Source organism: Vibrio sp. SCSIO 43153 (genome assembly GCF_023716625.1).
In the GTDB taxonomy this organism is placed as follows: Bacteria; Pseudomonadota; Gammaproteobacteria; order Enterobacterales; family Vibrionaceae; genus Vibrio; species Vibrio rotiferianus.
This window is the reverse complement of record NZ_CP071856.1, coordinates 849798-870402: the sequence shown is the minus strand read 5'-3', so window position 1 is coordinate 870402 and position 20605 is coordinate 849798. Positions and strand designations below refer to the sequence as shown.

The window sequence follows — 20605 nt, the reverse complement described above, 5'->3', positions numbered from 1 at the left end:
ATAACGTTGTTTTATAATGTGATTTGGCTGCCAATAGTAGACTTATTTCATGCTCATAACAATGCGTATGGTGTGTTTAATAACAGAAAGAAAACTCTATATCTGAGAATGCGTTAGAAAAGCGCCCAGATCTGAGTCTGGGCGCGTAAGTAGTATCATGATGTTGAGTATTATGGCTGAAAATGAAGAATAGCCATAGAGGTTGGAGACAAGAGTACTTCACCTTCAGCATGTCCAGGATTTAGGTTACGAACGTTAGTATCACAAATCGTTACCCATTCCTGATCTCGGTCATTTGGAAGTTTAAAGCGAGCAGGGACATTGGTTTGGTTGATTAGGTAAACAAGCTCTTCTCCATCTTTGCCAATTCCCAAATGTAAAGCAACTGAACTCAATCGGTTCCAATCGTCATGCTCCATCAAGGTGCCATCAATGCGGCGCCAAAAGATGCGGTTGTTATTGCGATTCTCACCACTGAACGCACGAATGAAAGGCACCATATATTGGTTTCGGTTGGCGACCATTTGTGACATCCACGTCTTGAAGTGTTGTTTACGTTCCGATGACGTCCAATCTAGCCAACTGGTTTCATTATCTTGGCAATAGGCGTTGTTATTACCACCTTGTGTATGTGAGAGTACGTCTGCAGTCAGGATATGCGGAATTCCAAATGCAAAGAGTAAACTTGCCATTAAATTGCGCTTTTGTTTTTCACGCGTAGCAATGACCATTAGGCTGTCAGTTTCGCCTTCGACACCGTAATTCTCTGAGCGGTTGTCACCGTGACCGTCTCGGTTCTCTTCGCCATTGGCTTCGTTGTGCTTCTGTTTGTAAGACACAAGATCTTGCAAGGTGAAGCCGTCATGATACGTGATGTAGTTGACTGTGAGTTTATAAGGCCAGTTTGCTGCACTGTAGATGTCACGAGAGCCCATTAAGCGCGTTGCGAATTCCTTCAGGTAGCCCTGATCTCCTCGCCAAAAGCTGCGTGAGATGTCGCGCAGTTTGTCGTTACATTCGTTCCAACCAAATGGAAAATTACCGACTTGGTATCCGTTAGGGCCGATATCCCAAGGCTCTGCAATCAGCTTGGTTTCACGCAATATTGGATCCTGCGCTACGGATTTAAAGAAAGCGGCTTCAGGGTTGTAGTCATCACCTTGGCGACCAAGTGTTGCTGCCAAGTCAAAGCGGAAACCGTCGACTTTAAACTCGCTCACCCAGTAGCGCAGAGTATCCATGACAAGATTTAGTGCCGGCTGGTATGTTAGATCTACCGTGTTGCCACAGCCTGTATAGTTTGCGAAGTGCTGGCCATGTTTAATATAAAAGCGAGGATCGAGCGCTTTTAGGTTGAAGACAGTGGAGCCCTCGCCTCCTTCAGCGGTGTGGTTGTAAACCACGTCTAAAATTACTTCAATGCCGTGCCTATGCAGTTCTCGTATGGTGGTTTTCAGTTCCGTTACGGCATCTTTTTCTGCATAGCGTGGATCCGGCACCATAAACAAGTATGGGTTATAACCCCAGTAGTTCACCTTATCCATCTTTAACAGATGTGGCTCATGCATACAGGCCGCAATCGGCAACAATTGCAGAGTGTTGATATTCTGCTGCTTGTAGAAGGCTAGCATTTCTGGAGACACTAAGCCTAAATAACGACCTCGATCTTCGCTTTTTACTTCAGGATGTTGCTTCGTTAATCCCTTTACGTGTGTTTCGAATAGCGTCATCTCTTCTCTGGGAATGCGTGGGTGTTCCGTGTCTTGCCAGTCAAACTCATCTTCAATAACCACACACTTAGGCATATCAAAGCTTTTGGCTGGAGAGAAGGGAGGTTGATAGTGGAGAGCTTTATCAATGGATTTTGCGTAAGGGTCGGAAATTAACAAAGGTTGGTCTTTATGCGTTACGACGTACCCATATTTTTGCCCGAGCTTGATGCCTGGGATAAAGGTATGGCGAATACCAGCGTATTCATTGGGTAGATCGTGCAAAGTGTATTCGCTCTCACTAGAAAACAAAGCGAGCTTGATGTCTTTGCTGTTTGGCGCGTGAATTGAAAAGTTACAACCTGCAGTATTCAAAGTTGCGCCAAGTGGGTACGGGCGAGAGTGAAATTTTGTCATTAGGGAATCTTTTTTTAATTTTATTGCTACCTTTAAGAAACTATAAGTAAAAAACTTTGTCTTACTAAGGTCAACCACCTCAACGACAAAAATATAAATGTAATTTAATTACTTTCTACTACCCATATTTTGCAAAAATATGAAATGGATATCACTTTGTAGTGACCTAAAACAGAATAAACTTACTAATTCCTCCCTATATTGGTGATCTGACTCGAAAAAACACCATTCGGTAATTTCTCTCATCCCTTCTCATCCCCCCTAAATTAGTTTGGGGTGGAGGAAGTCATCCTTGTACGCCTTGGGTAACCTTAAGACTGTTGAAACAAACGGGGACTTGTTCCCATCTTACCTCTTTTTCTTTTGGTGGTTTTTACTGCCTATAGCACCAAGAGAGAGAGCAGGGAAGACAGAATTATAAATACCCTTAATGGAGTTAAGAATGAAAAAAGTAAGTGCAATTGCTGCTGCTGTAGCTGCAACTTTAGCTGCTGGTTCTGCTTTCGCGGTGGATTTCCATGGTTACATGCGTGCTGGCGTTGGTGTAAGTGCTGACGGTGGCCAACAGGTTACATTTGAAAAAAGTAAAATTGGTCGTCTAGGTAACGAAGGCGATGTTTACGGTGAAGTTCAACTAGGTAAAGAAGTTTACAACAACAACGGTAAAACGTTCTACGTAGACTCTATGTTCGCAATGACTTCGAACGGTTCGAACGACTGGGAAAGCACATCTTCTAACTGTGGTCTAAACGACGCAGGCGATGCTGTAAGCTGTACAGATGACGCACAATTTGCTCTTCGTCAGTTTAACGTTCAAGCAAAAGGCGTTCTAAACTTCGCTCCAGAAGCAACACTTTGGGCTGGTAAGCGTTACTACCAACGTCATGACATCCATATCTCTGACTTCTACTACTGGAACATCTCTGGTGCAGGTGCTGGTATCGAGAACATCGAAGCAGGCCCAGGTAAACTATCTCTAGCATGGGTTCGTAACGACCGTGGCGATATCGTAGACCCAGGCAACGACGGTAAAGCGGCAAACGTGAACACTCTTGATGCACGTTACGCTGGTCTACAAGTATGGGATAACGCTTCTCTAGAACTAGGTCTAAACTACGCTCTAGTTAACGAGACTGATGCTGCTCCAAACAGCACTAAAGATGCTAAAGACGGTGTAATGTTCACTGCTGAGTTGACTCAAGGTCTAGATTCTGGCTTTAACAAAACTGTATTCCAATACGGTACAGAAGGCTACTCTAAGACAATGGCGTTCTACGGCGACGGCAACTGGTACGGTGCTGAAGCAAAAGATGGTGCATCTGGTTACCGCTTCATTAACTGGGGTGTGATCAGCATGGGCGAAAGCTGGGAAATGGGCCACCAACTAGTATACGGTGTTGGTGAAGAAATGTGGACTGGCCAAGACAAGTGGAAGACTGCTTCTGCTGTAGTTCGCCCAATGTACAAGTGGGACGACAACCACAAAACTATCTTCGAAGCGGGTTACGCTATGGATGATAACGATGGTTTCGAAAGCACTTACGGCAAATTCACTGTAGCGCAAGCTTGGTCTGCTGGCTCTAGCTTCTGGGCTCGTCCTGAAATCCGTCTGTACGCTTCTTACATCACTGCAGATGATGATAACAACACTAAGAAGTTTGACAACGGTAACGCAGACGATACTTTCCAATTCGGTGTACAAGCTGAAGCTTGGTGGTAATCATCTGACCATTTAAGTCCTAAATTGTCCTAGAATAATACAGCCAGAATTTCTCTGGCTGTATTTATTTTAAAAACAAGAAGAGTTGAGGTTAACGGTAATGAAAAAATGGCTTGCTCCCGTAATACTGGGAATGTTGGCTACAGGCTGTTCTACTATCGAGCAAGTAGAAATGAGCCCAAGCGGTCAACAACAGGTGATTACTCAATCGAGTGATATTCAATGGATTCCCGTTGAAGTACCTTTAGTTACTGAGTTTGCTTTGACTGATAAAAGCCAGATGCTTCTAAATGGAGAAAGTGCTGGCGCAATCGCAGCATTTGCACTTCCTGGTAACCGCGGTAGTCTTGATATTAAACTTGAGACGTTCGTAAGCAAAGAATTGCAGTTTTACGCGCCAAACGTTGCAGTAATAAACTCCCGTGGCGAAACTATCTACCAAGCAGATTTCTCACAGTTTAAGTATGAACCAGCAAAACTACTCGATGATGATAAGTTTGTACTTGATCTTAATGTAATTCCAGACATGACAGGTGATGAGCTGCATGTATTGATCTACACTACCTCATCTGACCTGAAAGGCAGTACTCAAGTTCTGCATCCTGCAAAAGCTTTCGCTATGGCGCGACATACTCAGCCGCCTGACATTGCTGATCCGCAAGCGAAACACAGCCCACTTGGCCAATTCCGCTTTTCAGTATCTGCGAATGACATCGTAAATACTAAGATTGTTGCGAAAAACAACAATATTCCTCAAGGTACGGATTTAACAAGTTACTACCATAAGTCAATCAAAGCGGCAGTAGCAGCAAACGATATTCCGAAAGCTCTCACACTACTTGATGAAGCAAAAGAGCTAGGTATTGAAGGTGCACAAGAAGTGTTTGTTAAAGCGGTGAATACCAAATAATTGAATAAAAAAGGTCAGCATTGTGCTGGCCTTTTTTATAGTATTTTATTCAATGAAAATGCACCCCTACATATAGTTAACTTATTCACAAAATGATTTGTTTTACTTTGTGTTTTATATTTTATAGATCAATAATTAAATGATATTCCTAACCTTAACTTACGTTGATTAGGAAATAATTAAATCCATCGAAGTAAATTGCCTAAGTAACTTGCAGAATATCGATATTTATATTTAAGTGGGATATTCAATATGTATCACAATCTTATTTGGCGGTTATTTACTTTCTATTATTAAAAAGGAATTAACGTGAAAATGAACATGATGAAGTCTTCGCTTGCTGCTGCTTTACTTGTTGCCCTTGTGGGTTGCCAATCAACCTCTGAACCAGAAGCTGCTGCTGAGTCTATTGTAAATATGTCACAAGACGAAGTTGTGGCTTTCATGGCGGCTTGTGATAACCCTGATAGTGCAGTAAAAGGACCGATCTCAAAACCATTATTTGTAGTAGGCACATTTGCTGATTCAGATTGGAAACATGTACCTCAGCGCCAGTACTCTTATAAAGGAAACAACTTTTATCAGGTAGTAACCGAAGAAAAAGTAGGTTCTTACAAAATGCAGTATGCGACAGAGTTGTGGTTCCCTCAGTTTACTGCAAAAGGCAATCGCATGAATGTAGGCGAGTTAACGCCACTAACATTTGGTGGCTACGGAACAGATACTGTTGTTGAAATAAAAGAAGATGGTAAATATGTATGGAGCCTTCAGTTTGAAGGTAAAGGCAAGCCTCTTCATGTGATGGTAAATAAGTGCCAATAATATTCCATTTAGTTATTTAAAAGTTATTCTTTATTTATTAACCCCTGCATGGAATACGTGCAGGGGTTTATTTTTGTTTTGGGAGAGTTTTATGAATAATATCCGCTATAAGGTATCGTTATATAAAACGTTGTTGGCATTAAGTGTGGTTGGAGCGCTATCAGCTTGTAATTCTTCCGGTGGAGATGATAACAATAATACTCCATTGCCTGATACGAGCTATGCCTGTCAAACGACCATCAAGGAACAAAGTAATCAACTTCGCATGTATCAGATCATGGTTGAAAGCTTTGTTGATGGAGACTCGAGTATTGGCCACGGCACGGGTTATGGGACCAGCCATCACAATGGCGACTTACAAGGTATTATTGATTCACTCGACTATATACAAGACTTAGGCATAAACGCGATTTGGCTAACACCAATTTTTGAGTCTGAAGCCATTGATGGCCAAGATCATTGGGCGGATCGTTTGGATGCTACAGGATATTTCGCGACAGACTATTTCAAAATTGATCCCCGTTTTGGCGATTTGGAAACCGCGCGAACGTTAGTTAATGAAGCTCACAAGCGTGGCTTGTATGTCTTCTTTGATGGTGTGTTTGGTCACCATAAAAATGGGTTAATCAAACCATCGCCATCGGGTTTACTACCTTCAGGTGCGAGCAACCCAGTCGATTACCCTGCAAGCTTAGATTTTTATAAAGAAGTTGCTACCTATTGGGTGAAAGAGCTGAAAATTGATGGTTGGCGTTTGGATCAAGCGTATCAAGTACCAACAGATGCTTGGACGAAAATTCGTAAAGCAGTGGATGAAGCCTCACAAAATGTCACTTATACCAATGCTGATGGCAAACAAGTGAACCCATTAGGCTACATGGTGGCAGAAGTCTGGAAGGGCGAGTCTGATATTGCGAGTGAGGCGTACGGTTCTGCCGATGACCCCGCATTATGCTCAGCGTTTGACTTCCCAATGCGCTATCGTATCTTGGAAACACTTGCAGTGAACGAGAGTGGTGTTGGTGGGCGAGGTGTTGATTGGCTAGACAATGGCTATCAAACCCACAATCAGTACCCAGCTCATGCTCAGCCAAACTTGATGATTGGTAATCACGATTTAGTTCGCTTTGGTGATTTGTTGCAACGAGGCGGCTTGGCTGATGTGAATGATGCGGAATACTGGCTACGCCATAAAGCAGCTTTTGCTTTCCAAGCCGCTTATACCGGGCCAATCACTCTTTACTACGGTGATGAAATTGGTGACCAAGTTGATGGCTTTGCCGCAAAAGAAGACAACAACACCTGTGCTATTAGAGGTGTGTGTGATGACCATGTTGCTCGCAGCAGCGCAAAGATTGAAGGAATAACGGCAACCTTAGACGCTAATCAAGTTGATTTGAAAAACTACGTGAAGTCATTGATGAATAAGCGTGCTGCTCACCCTGCTTTATACCGAGGCTCTCGTACTAACTTGGTCGCGAGCAATGGCAGTTATGTGGATTTGAAAAAGTCTGGTGATGACCAAGTATTGTTTGCACTCAATACGCTTGAGAGCGCGCGCAATATTGTGCTAACAGAATCACAAGTCGGCAGCAATCAAGCGCTGATAGATTTAATGACAAACCAACAAATCACACCAAGCAATGGGCAATACCTGATCCCAATGTCTTCTTTACAGGGACGCTTCTTTAAGGTGACGCCAAGCGCTAAATAAAATCAACTTCTCGATCTAAAGCCAAGTGCAGCTGCTGACCCCCATAGGCACTCACTTGGCTTTTTTACTCCGTTATCCTTCTGTTTTATATCGAACAATTGTTGTTATCTTTCGTCATAAACAGTACGCAGTTTGTGAGATGTTCTGCACGAGAATGAGAATATTCACATTCATGCAACGTAAAATTGTGATTTGACGCTTATTTATACGTAACCATTATGTTTATCTTTTCGTGGATTTATATAACTAATGGAAAATTATAATGAAATCCATAGCGAAACCCCTCTTTATTCTACCTTTGCTTTGCTCTCCATTTGCCTACAGTGATGTCATTAACGGTGACTTCGAACAGTGGAGTGGCAATACGCCAACCCAGTGGACGGTGATTGATTCTGGTATTGCAGTATCTCCTACCAGTAATCAAGTTCAGTCTGGTGGTTTAGCCGCACAAGTGGTCGTGAATACGGGGACACAAAGTAACACCGATTTTTTGCAAACCATTAATGTGGAGCAAGGAAAAACTTACCCATTTTCAGTTTCTGTTTATCACACTGAAGGTAATGTTAAAGCGCGTCTGATCGTCGATGGATACCATGGTTACACGAACCCCAACCAAACTAATCAATGGCAGCAGTTAACACACAGTTATACCGCATCATCAAATAAAACCATTAATGTCGGTCTAAGGTTCTATGATGAATCGGGCTTTGATGGCTCAGAAGTGGTGTTCATTGATAACTTTCTACCGAACCAAGATAGTGGTGGTACTCAGCCTCCAGTTGAAAGTTGCAACGACAATGAAATCCTATTGACTTTAACGACTGACAGCTATGGCTCAGAGACTAGCTGGGAACTGAAGGACAACCAATCAAAAGTACTGTTCTTTGGTCAAGGTTTCGATTCCTCTAAAACCTATGAAAAAACCATGTGCCTAGCGGATGGCGATTATCAATTTACCATCAATGATAGCTATGGTGATGGTATTTGCTGTAGTAGCGGTAACGGCTCATACGTCTTGATGTTAGGTCAAGAAACGCTAGCATCAGGTGGTGAGTTTACTCAATCGCAAACCACCAATTTCACCCTTGGTGAGACAACCACGCCACCCGTGGTTGGGGAATATTACAAAGCGGCAGAGGGCAAAACTGGCTTTGCATTGAAAACAGCACTGTTCAATATCATCAATAACCACACGGGGCGAGGTTACTCGGCGATTTGGACCTTGGTGAAAGATGCGGATCTGGATAACTATTATGAAAAAGATGGTTCGATTCTTGATATGTATTCGGAAAAGCCGCTAGGCAATGATACGGTTAGTTTCACTAAAGTCACAGACCAATGTGGTCAATACAGTAAAGAGGGAGATTGCTACAACCGAGAACACTCATTCCCGAAAAGCTGGTTTGGTGGCAAGGTAGAGCCGATGAACTCTGATGGCCACCACCTGTTTGCAACGGATGGCTATGTTAATGCGAAGCGTAGTAATTGGCCATTTGGTGAGGTTGGTAGCAGCACTTACATTTCTAGTAATGGCTCAAAATTAGGTTCGGCGAGCGCGTCTTTGGGCTACTCAGGTACAGTATTTGAGCCGATAGACGAATTTAAAGGAGACTTTGCGCGTGCGTATTTCTACATGGCAACACGCTATGAAAACGTTATTGGTAACTGGGAGGCGAACTCCAGTAGCTCTGATGCGGTTCTCAATGGTAACAGCACGACAGTATTTGAACCGTGGATGCTAAGCATGCTTAAGCGTTGGCATAAGAATGATCCTGTTAGCGCAAAAGAAGTGAGTCGTAACCAACAAGTATTTGAGTTTCAAGGAAACCGCAATCCGTTTATCGATCACCCTGAGTTTGTTGAGATGATTTGGGGCAATTAACCCTCAACCATTAAGAACACGAAAGCCGCTTAAGTTAAACAGATTAGCTTGGCGGCTTTTTTAGAGAACAAAAAAGGGGAGGTATTAACCTCCCCAAACTAGCACATGATTGCGCCTACTGTATTAGTTCTTCGTTACAGTTACGATTGGAGCTGCTTTGTCTGCTGCATTGAAGTGGAAGTTGTAGCTTCCATCTTCAGGTAGCGTGATAGCAATATCTGAGCTTCCACCACCTGCGGCCATTTTAAAGCCTGAACCGAGCTCAATCGAACTACCTGAAGTGCCACCAAAGTTAGTGTTTCCTTCGTTTGCATTCCAGTCTGCAGAAGCGATTTTCATTTGGTAGCTACCTGCTTTGAAGTCCATATCTAATGAGTAGACATCGGCTGCCTCATAGCTAAATTTCGCCGGAGAGTCCGTTGCTGGAGTATCCCAAGTCGTAATAGTGCCACGTAGATAAAGCGCAGTTTCACCAAATGTTGGTGCGTCAGCAGCTTTAGTCACTGACACAACTGGCTTGTCTGCAGAGTTATTTTGCTCGTGTACAGCGTTTAAAATAAACGTGTATTTACCTGTTTCAGTGACCTTCAGTTTACAGTTTTCCTCTTTGCCTAGATCTACAGAACTAGATGATTGGTCCGAGTTGTGGCAGCCAAAGTTAGGTGTACCCCAATTATCATCTGCGAATTTAAAACCGTAGTCCCCAGCTTCAAGTACACCAGTTAACGAGTAAATACCGTTACCGATAAATGACATTTCCCAATCTGCTACTGGTTGCCAGCCGTTCATATCACCACGAACATAAACTTTGGTTTCTCCATAAGGAGGAATGCTTGATACATCTTTGTTGTCAGTATTTACAGGTAGGCCAGCACCTTGCGCACCAGCTTGTGGTTGAACAAATACCGCTGTAGTTAGTGCTGGTACTGTGAATGTCTCACCAGAGAAGCTCGCGCTTTTCACGATGTCATCTGTCGAGTTTTTCTGAACTTCATGCAGTTCGAAGCCCGCAGCGCCTTTCACAGTGAAGGATTGAGCTGTAGATGTCGAGTTAACTACCGCTACGATTGCATCGTAGTTAGGATCTAAATCTGCACCAGCAGATGTGCCGTCATCAATCGACATAACGATTAGACCTTCAACTTGGTTGTCACCAACATTGCGGAAGTCTACACGGTTCATCACGTCTTGAGCGGTATCTAAGCGGAACAGTTCGCTTGTACTACGGATTTTCAGTAGTTCTAGGAATTGTTGCTTAGTTAGCTCGATATCATCTTTATCAGGCATTGCACTTGCATCGTCGATGATCTTCTTGATCAGTTCCCAGTTCGCACCGTCTTTGTCTTCACGAGGTAGACCAACGTTCCAGTTGTTATCGCTTCCGTCGAAGAAAACACGGTTGAACCAATCACCAGAGTCGTAAGAGTCACGCTGCATTGATTTAGAACGAAGTAACTCAGAACCCATGTGGATGAATGGAATACCTTGTCCTAACATCACTGTAGATAGCGATACAGACTGCATACGAGCTCGCTCAGCAGAGCTTGTACCTGTCGCGATTTTATAAGCGTTGTTGTCCCATAGGGTTTGGTTATCATGCTTAGAAACGTATGAGATATTCTCAGAAGGCATCTTAGTGTAGCCCGCAGGAGCACCATTGTAGTCTACGTTTTTACCAAGTTTTGTTTCGCCTTTGTAATCTAGAAGTACGTATTCTGCTAGGTTACCAGCCATGCCGAGACGAACGAGATCTTGGTTATGTAGACGTCCATTAACAGCATCTGCATCAGTCTTAGTTTCTTCGTTTGGATAAGCTGCGTTACCAAAGCCTTGGTTGAAACGAAGAGGATGTTTGCCTTCCGAATCTACACCACCATCGAATGGGCTGCCACCGCGAACCGCGTCACGTAGACGGTCAGAGAATGTACCAATCTCAGTGCCTGCCATGTTGATTTGGGTTGCTTGGTCGAAGCGTGCGTTGTTTGCTACTTCACCAAAGTCCCAACCTTCACCGTAGAATAGGGTGTTAGGATCAATTTCACGAACTTTCTTCAGTGCATAAACCATCACATCTTTTGGCTGGTGGCCCATTAAGTCGAATCGGAAACCGTCAACTTTGTAGTCGTCTGCCCAAATCAATAATGAGTCAACCATCAGTTTACCCATCATCAAGTTCTCAGTTGCTGTGTTGTCACAACAAGTAGAGTTTTCAACACCACCAGTGTTTACGTTTAGGCGGTGGTAGTATCCAGGGACGATCTTATCGAGTACAGACTTATCATTTACGCCAGATGCATTAGTGTGGTTGTAAACCACGTCCATGATAAGTTTTAGATCCATTTTGTGTGTAGCTTGAACCATTTCACGGAACTCAAGAATACGCTTAGAACCGTTTGGATCGGTTGCGTAACTGCCTTCAGGCACAGTGTAGTGGAATGGGTCGTAGCCCCAGTTGAAGCTATCTAACATGCGTAGATCGTTCATCAGAGCTTGTGCTGCGCCTGTCGAAGGATCATAGCTGTTAAGCAGATCTTCGATCACTTTGCCGTTGTCTTCTGTACCACAAACAGCCGCTTCCGGTTTCACACCACAGAGTTTTCCTACCGTATCTGTAATATCAACACGGTTTTCTGCATTTTCATCTACGGTTGCGATGTCAAAAGCAGGAAGGATATGCAGCGTAGTTAGACCTGCGTCTTTTAGTGCTTGAAGGTGAGATACTGATTCACGATCTGCTTCTGTTAAGGCTAGGTATTTGCCGTTCAGGCTTGCTGTACCTTTACTATCATTGAAGCTGAAATCGCGCAGGTGTGATTCGTACAGTACGTGGTCTTCGTCTTTCTTCACAGTTGGGCGATCATAGTTATCCCAACCTGCAGGTTTTAAGCTAGAGTCATCGAGATCAACAACTTGAGAGTACAAAGAGTTTTCAGATAAGCTCAAAGAGTAAGGGTCTGTTACTAGGCGAGTTTCAATTTTACCTGTTGTTGGGTGGTAGACCTTCACTTGGTAGCGGTAGTACTGATTTACTACATTGCTTTGTGCCTCAGAAGCCCAGATACCCGTTGCAGGGTCTTCTGTCATAGCGACTGTCGCTTGTTCGTTTAGGTTTTCATCATAAAGGACCAGTTCTACTTCTTGAGCTGTTGGTGCCCAAAGTTTGAATGTCACAGCCGTTCCTTCAACAATTGCCCCTAGCTCTTGCCCGATTGCGTTACCGGCTTCAGCGTCTGCAAATACCGCATCCAGAACCCCTGGTTTTTGTACTTCGGTTGCCGCAGTGACATCGCCATTTGCATTGTAAGCAACCATCACGATTTGTGATTTTAGGATTTTGTGGAGGATATCTGCATCCACACTGATACCCGCGGCTTTTAAATCAGCAAGGTGACGGAAACGCGATTTAAGCTCATCCGATAATTCACCAACCTTAGTGAGTTCAACTGCAGTGCCGCCAGTAATCGTTTTGTCTTCACCCATCTTTATATCGTTGCTCAAGCTGTAGAACAGCTTGATTGAATCAGCATCTTTGGCTGCTTCCCAAGCGATGGTTTCAGCGTCTAACCAATGTGCTTTTTGGCCATCGATATCGACAGGACGCTCTTCAATTGGTTCGTAATAAAGCTCGCTACTACCATGGAAGCCAAATAGTCCTTTTGACTCGCCAATTTTCGTTAACTCCACTTTAGAGTTGGCACTACCGAATGCTTTGTCATTATCTTTGTGAAGAATAAAGTTCATACACTCATGGGGATCAGATGCATCTGGGTTTACTTTTAGTACATAGTAAGCACCATAGGTATCGCTGATACCATCAAACGGGCGAGGAGCGCTCCAATCTGTACCGCCTGAGCCAATGCCCATCGCATCGAGATCGGTACTGGTACAGCCTTCGCCATTCCATAGGTGTAATCCCCAGCCTTCGTAGTCACTTGCACTAGCCGCTGCTGCAGTGTCGCGTTTATAGTAAATTACGACTTCATTTTCTCCAGCTGGGTACAGGCCGGAATTGTTGTTTTCTTCGCTAGAACTGTCGCTACCACAGCCGCTAAGTACCGCAATTGACAGAAGCGGTAGAACGGTTTTGGCAACGGTAGATAGTTTGAATGTTTTGTTGTCCACGTTTACATATCCATTGTTATAAAATCTGAAAGTAGGCAGAGCGAGATGCTCTAGAGGAAATGTGCACGTAAATGCTAATACACTGATGCATCAGCAAAATGTGAATGCAGGCAGCTAAGTTATTTGCAAGTTAAAATTTAGTCGCAGTATGACTTTGGGTCACAAATTAAGTACTAAACTCAACACATAATGAGAGATGCGACTCAAAGCCTATACATAAATTAAGTGAGGAGTAGAGCAGGGGGATGATAAGGGAGGAGAATCACTCAGCCCCATTAGTGTGATTGAGATCAATAAATTCTTAGTGGTTAATTTGTAATTAGAAAAAAGATTTACAAATTACGTAGTGATAGCAGTCCCCTTACTGTCTCAAACTTCAGATTTTGATCAAACGGTCGTTATATAATAAAGAGATATTTTAAGCGCCCTGTTGGGGTATGTTTAAGCCGATATATAAAAGAGGCTAACTATGAGTAGCATGGGGATTGCTATTGGTGCAACTGGCCTTTCTCTTATTCTGATTTTTGTCTGGATGGTATCGCTGTCGATGCGGAAAAAGCGCATAGAGCTTGAAAAGAAAGCTCGCGAAGCTGCTTATCGCCGAGCGATGCAAAAGGCACGCGAACAAGAAATCAAAGAACGGGAATTTAAAGCAGAAACGGGTCATATTCCGACAATCCTGTATTTGGCGAAAGAGGCAGAGAGAGGAAACGTCAGGAAGGCTTATTACTGGTATGACAAAGCGGCAAAGCTAGACAATGTTACTGGGATGTACGGCGTAGTTCGCTTAAGTGAACGAATGCGTGAAGATGTCATTCTTAAAGAGCAAGCTAACTTTTGGCGCGTCGCAATTGCTGGTGTTGAGGGTGATGTTGACGCTAAGTTTGCGACAGGGAAAGCGTTGATCTTTGGGCGTGGTACGGAAAAAAACATTCCTAAAGGATTGCAGCTAATACAAGAAGCCGCCGAGGAGAAGTGCATTCCGGCGATACTTTATATGGGGGATTGGCAAAAGTCTCCTGATAACCTTGCTCGAAATGAAGCTGATGCTCTCTATTGGTACATGCGAGCAGCAGAAGAAGAAAGTCCTGAAGGTAAAGTGCAAGTTGGATTGTGCTATTTATATGGCACGGGAGTAGAGCAAAATCATCAAAAAGCGTGCTACTGGTTAGAAAGGGCTGCAGAAAGCGGTAGTGCAGAAGCTATGTATCATGCAGGTGAGGCTTGGAAAGACAACGGAAAAACGGGGAATGCGATAGCCTATGTTTGGCTATTCTTATCGGCTAGCTTTGGTTATGAGCCTGCTAAAGTTCTGCGAGACAAGGTTGCGGCTAACATTGGTGTTGATGTTGTTGTTGGACTGCAAGCCATCGCAAAGCCGCTGCAACGGAAGCTTAGTTCTGGAGCTGTTAAGAAGCACTCGATTATACGTGCGCTGAATAAGGTATATAGCCGTGAACCATATTTTCCAAATGAAGAAGACTTGTTAGTGCCCGGAAATGATGAAGAAATGGAAGGTGTCATCCAGAGTGATGCTACTTTTGAACCACAGAGCGTAGAGCAACTTGATGGTACGAATGTGAGTGGCAGTTCTCCTGAAACGACACTGTCAAAAGAGGCATTAGATTTCACTCAGAACTTCTTGTCTCCTCAGAAGCCGCACTAGGTCAATAACCCTTAATTTTTGAGTTTCTTAGTGATAGCCCAAGTAACAGCCGTTGCTTGGGCTTTTTTATATCTGTTGCTATACCCAAGTTACGTCGAAATGCTAGGTTCAGTGAGAATGATTTGGTTTGTAGACGAGCGGTGATTGAAGGTCTAGTGAGTCTATGTAAAGAATCCGAGTATACGAGCCAAGACAGCTCGTCCTTCGGGAGCGGGTTATAGACCCGCGTTCTTTTTTAAAGAATCGCAGTGTTAAACAGCTTGGAGAGTGCCCGCTACTACACTGTGTTGTTGTCCTTAAATTCGAATCAATGAAAACACGCTGAACTCTGCATCTTGAAGTCACGATAGTGATACACGGTTAGAGTAGTTGCATATTAAAGTATTTCTTACACTAGTGTTAATTTATAGCTACTTTTGTCTTTAAAATTTTTATCCTAAAAATGTAGAAATATTATTTTTTGTTAATGAGTGGATATTTAATAGCGTACACTTTCTGTTCTTATTTCAACATAAAATGGAAACATGATCTGCTTTGTAAATGTTTTTCTTGTATAGAGGGAATTCCCCCCTTGTTTCTTTAACCTAATATAGCTCAAATCAGGTTCGCTAAAAATAAAAAGTAAGTTTGCTCAATAAATGACAAATTAATAACTTTAATGGATACAAATTAGTTTAACTAATAGTAGCTATTAATTTTTGTATTAGTAAAAGCAAACTTTATATTCTGACTTATATTGAAAGCTCATGCCTTTAGTATGGTCTCTAGCGAATTATAATATAGAACACAGTTCTAAAAGATTTAGGAAGTGATTTTATTTAACATTTTTAGTATAGAGTCGGAGGTTGCTTTAGCCTCCTAGATATACTTTAGTAGAGATTTGTGTATGTTGAGAATCATTAGTGCAGATAAGTTCATCTCATCAAGGTTTATCTTGGAATACAGCAAAGTGGAGTTTGCGTCTTTGTTGGGTGTTTCCGTTGCTAAGATAACCAATATAGAGAGTGGCAAATCTTCGATTCCCCCTGTTTACGATTATGCGATTAACCATTTGCTGAGTGAACACCCCTTCAAAGACAGCGCCGTAGAGGCACTGTGCACGCATGAAACGCTTAACTTTGCACGTAGAGTTGATGTGAACTCTAAGGTGCAACGTTTGTCCTGTAAGCGTTGCGATAGTCGAAGGCTACATGTGATGGCAGGTATGAGTGGGCTTTACTTTGTTGAGTGTATGGACTGTAAACATACGATGTATTCATCGGGCATTGCCGTTAAGCGCTACCAGCAATGGTCAAATGGTGGAGTAAAACTCGATAGCCATTTATTTAATTGATTTTGTATTAACCTACCATTCAAAGTAAAAAGCCATTAGCATTTGTGTTGATGGCTTTTTTGTTATGTGTTTAAATTTAGTTAAATTACATCTGTTGATAATCACTAATATTACAACGCCAAGCCATATATAGTGATTGAAATCGCAAAATTTTATTTTCCTAATATTTGTTTTTCAATAATAGCAGTCTAAATCACACAATTTTAATGATTAGTTTCAATAATAACCAAATCTAATATCATCAGCCTCGTGGTTTAAAAGTGATTAAAGTCTCGAAATTTAATTTCGATAAAATAAGTCTTTTAATAATGAACATATAGTCACGAAATTTGTTTTTTGAATTTTAAATATTAATTTCCTTTGTAATATCTGTACCTGTCGTTTTTAAAGAACAAATAAGAGATATTCCAAATGAATCGTTTAGTAATTGGTGTTAGTAATTACATGCCAGAAGATTTTAGTTTATTGTCTGAATCTCTGGATGAAACCTACAATAGATCCCTACAACCATTAGATCATGTTGAATTAACAGATGTTGGCGCAGCTATTATTACCTCTACAGATATTAAAGCTGGTCTACATAAAGCAATTTCTGAAACTGGCTATGGCATTCCTGTATTCCTAGTTATTGATGAAACTCCAGTTTCAGCAGAAGATTATGTTTGGTTGACAGGTGTGATTGATTTAGAAAGACAATCAATCGAGTACTACTGCCGTCAAATCAATGAAGCGGTGACTAAATATGAAAGTCGTTTGCTTCCTCCATTCTTCAAACAATTGACTCACTACGTAGATATGGGTAACTCTGCGTTTGACTGTCCTGGACACCAAGGCGGCCAGTTCTTCAAGAAACACCCAGCTGGTAAACAGTTCTATGATTTCTTCGGTGAAAACCTGTTCCGTAGTGACTTATGTAACGCCGACGTTGATTTAGGTGACTTGCTTATCCACGAAGGCTCTGCGCACCAAGCTCAAGCACACGCAGCGAAAGTCTTCAACTCAGATAAAACCTACTTCGTACTAAACGGTACTTCAGCGTCAAACAAAGTGGTATGTAACGCGTTGGTGACCGAGGGCGACTTGGTGATGTTTGACCGTAACAACCATAAATCAAACCACCATGGTGCGTTAATCCAAGCAGGTGGTACGCCAGTTTACCTAGAAACAGCGCGTAACCCTTGGGGCTTTATCGGTGGTATGGACGAGCATTGTTTTGATGAAGAATACATCCGAGCTCAAATCGCGAAAGTATCACCAGAGCGTGCTCGTGATGAACGTCCATTCCGTCTAGCTATCATCCAGCTTGGTACTTACGACGGTACTATCTACAACGCACGCTACGTGATGGATAAGATCGGTCATCTTTGTGACTACATCTTGTTTGACTCTGCTTGGGTTGGTTACGAGCAATTTATTCCAATGATGAAAGACTGTTCACCACTGTTACTGGATCTGAAACCAGAAGACGCAGGTGTACTTGTAACTCAGTCTGTTCACAAACAACAAGCTGGCTTCTCTCAAACTTCGCAAATCCATAAAAAAGATGCGCACATCAAAGGACAGGCTCGTTACTGTAACCACAAACGCTTCAACAACGCGTTTATGATGCATGCATCAACATCACCATTCTATGCACTGTTCTCTGCACTGGATGTGAACGCGAAGATCCACGACGGTGAAGCAGGTTTACGTTTATGGCGTGATGCTGTGAAGACAGGTATCGAAGCGCGTAAAGAAATCCTTAAGAGTTGTGAACTGATCCGCCCATTCGTACCAGCTGAAATTAATGGTAAGCCATGGGGCAGCTACGACACTGAAGAAATCGCATCTAACAAAGAGTTCTTCATGTTTGAACCAAACGCAAAATGGCACAAATTTGAAGGCTACGGTGAAGGTCAGTACTTCGTTGACCCATGTAAACTGCTGTTAACGACAGAAGGTATTGCTGAAGATGGTGGTTATGCAGACTTCGGTATTCCTGCAACGTTGTTGGCTAACTTCCTACGTGAAAACGGCATCATCCCTGAGAAGTGTGACTTGAACTCTATCTTGTTCCTTCTAACTCCAGCAGAGGATATGGGTAAGATCCGTCACCTAGTGGCACAGATCAACCGCTTCGAAAAATTCATCCGTGATGACGCGCCATTAAGCATTGTACTGCCACGCGTGTTCGAAGCGAACAAAGAACGTTACCGCGGCTACACCATCCGTCAGCTATGTCAAGAAATGCACGACATGTACAAAGAGCTGAACGTTAAAGAGCTACAAAAAGCGATGTTCCGTAGCGAATACTTCCCAACAATGGTTCACAAACCAGATGTTGCAACCCGTAAATACTTCCGTGGTGAGTGTGACTATGTATCACTGAAAGAAGCAAGCGGTCGCGTCGCATCAGAAGGTGCGCTTCCTTACCCTCCAGGCATCCTATGTGTTATCCCAGGTGAGGTTTGGACTCAACAAGTTGTGGATTACTTCCTATCACTTGAAGAGGGCATCAACCGCTTCCCAGGCTTCGCTCCTGAAATTCAAGGTGTTTACCTAGAAGATGTCAATGGTCGCACTACTGCACATTGTTACGTCCTAAAAGATTAATCTACCCCGTTCGCACCGAGCCATCAGGCTCTGGTGCGAACCGTTTATTCGTGGAGAATAATTTATGAGTACTGAAACTAAAAAAATGTCGGTGGTGCAGTTAACCATTTTGACATTCATTAACATGGCGGGTTCGGGCATCATCATGTTGCCAAGTAAGTTGGCGCAAGTGGGCACGATCTCGATTCTATCTTGGCTGATCACTGCGGCAGGCTCACTAGCTTTGGCGTATGTATTTGCAAAATGTGGTCGCTTTAGTAAGCGTGAAGGTGGTATGAACGGTTATGCCTCTTACGCGTTTGGTAAATCGGGTGCATTTATGACCGGCTGGACCTATGGTTTGTCACTACTGATTGCCAATATTGCGATCGCGATTACCTGTGTCGGTTATGGCTCTGCTTTCTTTGAAGTGACGTTATCACCAGTTGAAACGTGTTTGTATACCATCGCTATCCTTTGGATTTGTACCTTTGCTAACTTTGGTGGTGCAAAGATCACGGGTCAAATTGGTTCGTTCACTGTGTGGGGCGTTATCCTTCCGGTTTGTTCTTTGGGTATTGTTGGTTGGTTCTACTTTAGCCCAACAATGTACGTTGAAGCATGGAACCCACATCACCTACCATTTGGTGAAGCGGTAAGTGCATCTATCGCGATGACTCTTTGGGCGTTCCTAGGTCTAGAATCAGCGTGTGCTAACTCAGAAGCAGTAGATAACCCAGAAAAGAACGTACCGATTGCAGTATTGGGCGGTACATTAATTGCGGCTGTGGTTTACATTGTTTCGACTAACATCTGTTCTGGTATTGTAGCGAACTCTGAACTAGCAGCATCAACAGCGCCATTCTCAACGGTATGGACAGTGATGCTAGGTTCTACTGCTGGTAAAGTGGTTGCGGGCATGGCAGTACTTGCTTGTGCTGGTTCACTACTAGGTTGGCAGTTCACTATCGCTTCAGTATTCAAATCTTCTTCAGATGCAGGCTTCTTCCCTAAACTGTTCTCAGAAGTTGATAAACGCGGTACGCCTATCAAAGGTATGGTAGCGATCACTGTGATTCAATCTGCATTGTCTTTGATGACCATCTCACCAACATTGAACGAGCAATTTGAAGCGCTGGTTAACCTAGCGGTGGTAACTAATGTTGTTCCTTACATCCTATGTATGGGCGCAATCTTCATTATGCAGCAAGTGGCTCATGTGCCTGAGCGTGAAATGAAGACGACAAACATTATCGCTTTGATCGGTTCAGTATACAGCTTCTACGCACTGTACGGTTCTGGCTATGACGCAATGATGTGGGGCTCTATTGTAACCTTCCTAGGTTGGAGCGCTTACGGTTTGATTGCATCGAAACACGAACCTCTAGCTAACTAAGCTTTTCAATCGAGCCTTCCCATACGCGGTGTGGAAGGCTCTTTTGTTTTATTTTTAGGGAGACCACCTGATTACTCGCCATTCATAACGTGAAAACTCATTTTTGACATTTGGAGGACGAAAGATGATTAGCCAACCTGTTAAAATCGGTGACGATACCGTCGTAGTCATTCCAAGCGTGATCCTGAGTGAACTCGGGATAAGGGAAGGGGACACCCTCGAAATTGCGCTCAATAAAGACAAAATGGAAATTAAGAAAATGGTACTGAAAACCAACTCTCCAACCGATTCAAACCAAGACGGTGAGAATTGAGTGAGAGAATTGAGGTTTGTCGGATACACT

At 43.0% G+C, this 20605-nt stretch carries 12 protein-coding genes; 10 read left to right on the top strand and 2 right to left on the bottom strand.

Going from position 1 to position 20605, the window contains the following annotated elements:
• Positions 1–170: 170 nt before the first annotated feature.
• Complete coding sequence (gene glgX / locus J4N37_RS20065) at positions 171–2126, bottom strand: glycogen debranching protein GlgX (protein WP_010450578.1); 1956 nt, start codon at positions 2124–2126, stop codon at positions 171–173.
• Positions 2127–2568: 442 nt separating this feature from the next.
• On the opposite strand from glgX, the gene J4N37_RS20060 reads away from it, so the two are divergent.
• From J4N37_RS20060 to J4N37_RS20040, 5 genes are all read left to right on the top strand, one after another.
• Positions 2569–3846: a maltoporin gene (locus tag J4N37_RS20060; RefSeq protein WP_071234056.1), complete on the top strand. Its 1278-nt coding sequence runs from the start codon at positions 2569–2571 to the stop codon at positions 3844–3846.
• A gap of 100 nt (positions 3847–3946) precedes the next feature.
• Positions 3947–4756: a MalM family protein gene (locus tag J4N37_RS20055; protein WP_171357399.1), complete on the top strand. Its 810-nt coding sequence runs from the start codon at positions 3947–3949 to the stop codon at positions 4754–4756.
• 315 nt (positions 4757–5071) lie between these two features.
• Entirely contained in the window at positions 5072–5578 is a 507-nt protein-coding gene (locus J4N37_RS20050; protein ID WP_010450585.1) for a hypothetical protein, read from the top strand.
• Positions 5579–5669: 91 nt separating this feature from the next.
• A complete protein-coding gene (locus J4N37_RS20045) occupies positions 5670–7292 on the top strand; it encodes an alpha-amylase family glycosyl hydrolase (protein WP_252043207.1) in 1623 nt (540 codons plus the stop codon).
• A 262-nt stretch (positions 7293–7554) separates the two neighbouring features.
• Positions 7555–9174, top strand: coding sequence for an endonuclease (locus J4N37_RS20040; protein WP_252043205.1), 1620 nt, complete (start codon positions 7555–7557; stop codon positions 9172–9174).
• Positions 9175–9297: 123 nt separating this feature from the next.
• Here the strand turns inward: J4N37_RS20040 and pulA are convergent, their stop codons facing one another.
• Positions 9298–13296 carry a pullulanase-type alpha-1,6-glucosidase gene (gene pulA, locus J4N37_RS20035; protein ID WP_252043204.1) on the bottom strand — a complete coding sequence of 1333 codons (3999 nt, stop codon included), beginning with the start codon at positions 13294–13296 and terminating at the stop codon, positions 9298–9300.
• A 469-nt stretch (positions 13297–13765) separates the two neighbouring features.
• Between pulA and J4N37_RS20030 the strand changes: the two genes are divergently transcribed.
• From J4N37_RS20030 to J4N37_RS20010, 5 genes are all read left to right on the top strand, one after another.
• Entirely contained in the window at positions 13766–14962 is a 1197-nt protein-coding gene (locus tag J4N37_RS20030; RefSeq protein WP_252043203.1) for a tetratricopeptide repeat protein, read from the top strand.
• Positions 14963–15848: 886 nt separating this feature from the next.
• On the top strand, positions 15849–16295 hold the full coding sequence (locus J4N37_RS20025; RefSeq protein WP_010450595.1) for a helix-turn-helix domain-containing protein: 447 nt from the start codon (positions 15849–15851) through the stop codon (positions 16293–16295).
• A gap of 444 nt (positions 16296–16739) precedes the next feature.
• Positions 16740–18887, top strand: coding sequence for an ornithine decarboxylase SpeF (gene speF / locus J4N37_RS20020; protein WP_407834075.1), 2148 nt, complete (start codon positions 16740–16742; stop codon positions 18885–18887).
• A 64-nt stretch (positions 18888–18951) separates the two neighbouring features.
• A complete protein-coding gene (potE, locus tag J4N37_RS20015) occupies positions 18952–20262 on the top strand; it encodes a putrescine-ornithine antiporter (RefSeq protein WP_010450598.1) in 1311 nt (436 codons plus the stop codon).
• 124 nt (positions 20263–20386) lie between these two features.
• Positions 20387–20575, top strand: coding sequence for an AbrB/MazE/SpoVT family DNA-binding domain-containing protein (locus J4N37_RS20010; RefSeq protein ID WP_010450600.1), 189 nt, complete (start codon positions 20387–20389; stop codon positions 20573–20575).
• The last annotated feature ends 30 nt before the right edge of the window (positions 20576–20605 follow it).